This is a genomic window from Massilia sp. CMS3.1 (assembly GCF_051262535.1).
Lineage (GTDB): Bacteria > Pseudomonadota > Gammaproteobacteria > Burkholderiales > Burkholderiaceae_D > Telluria.
In genome coordinates this window covers 1-865 of sequence record NZ_JBIMES010000075.1, presented here as the reverse complement: position 1 = coordinate 865, position 865 = coordinate 1, and the positions used below count along the sequence as shown (strand labels likewise).

The window sequence follows — 865 nt, the reverse complement described above, 5'->3', positions numbered from 1 at the left end:
CTGCAACCTTTCCTACTCACTGTCACCCATTCTCTGCTTGGCAAACTGCGGACGTCCATATATGTCGCGTTGTTGATCAAACGGCGGAAATTGGCCGAAAACGGAGCTGCGCCCCTCACACTGGACGGACCACTCCTGCCATCGCAGAAAATTGGTCGGCGAACGACATCGCCTCGGCGCCGTCGATCTCGAACTGACCTTTGCGGATCATGTGAATCAGCTCAATTCCAGCCAGTACCGAACTGGCGGACCGGAACGATTTGAAGTTGAGCATGGGCCTGGTCACCCGCTTAATGGCGCGATGGTCCTGCTCGACGATGTTGTTGAGGTATTTGACTTGGCGTACCGCGATCCGGACGTCGCGACCAGCGTTGACCTCGTCGATCGCCGCCTTGTTGGCACCACTCTTGTCCATCGCGATCTTGTCGGGATTGCCGTTCGCACCCATCGTCTTGTCGAAGAAGCGCTTCGCTGCAGCCATGTCGCGCTTGGCCGTTAGCAGGAAGTCGACAGTCTTGCCCTGCTTGTCGACGGCGCGGTAGAGGTATTTCCAGACCCCTTTGACCTTGATATAGGTCTCATCCATTCGCCAGCTGCCACCGACGGGGCGCTTGTATTTCCGGGCCATCTTCTCGATGAGCGGCAGGAAACGAACCGCCCACCGGTTGATCGACGAATGGTCGACCGACACGCCGCGCTCTTCCATCATCTCCTCGAGGTGCCGGTAACTCAGCGGGTAGGCTGCATACCAACGGATGCAGACCAGGATCACGTCGATAGGAAAACGCATCCCTTTGAAGTTGAGCATATCGATTCGTCCTGGGTTCGGGCGCCGCAGTTTACCCGATTGGCCCGTCGACGTTCC

1 protein-coding gene is annotated in these 865 nt (G+C 57.7%); it reads right to left on the bottom strand.

The window, feature by feature from the left end; genetic code table 11:
* Positions 1-115 precede the first annotated feature (115 nt).
* Positions 116-808: an IS6 family transposase gene (locus ACHAC9_RS24480; protein ID WP_435764412.1), complete on the bottom strand. Its 693-nt coding sequence runs from the start codon at positions 806-808 to the stop codon at positions 116-118.
* Between the last annotated feature and the right edge of the window lie 57 nt (positions 809-865).

Excerpts from the sequence above, each read along its gene's own strand:
- ACHAC9_RS24480 (WP_435764412.1), bottom strand. The coding sequence starts at position 808 with ATGCTCAACTTCAAAGGGATGCGTTTTCCTATCGACGTGATCCTGGTC.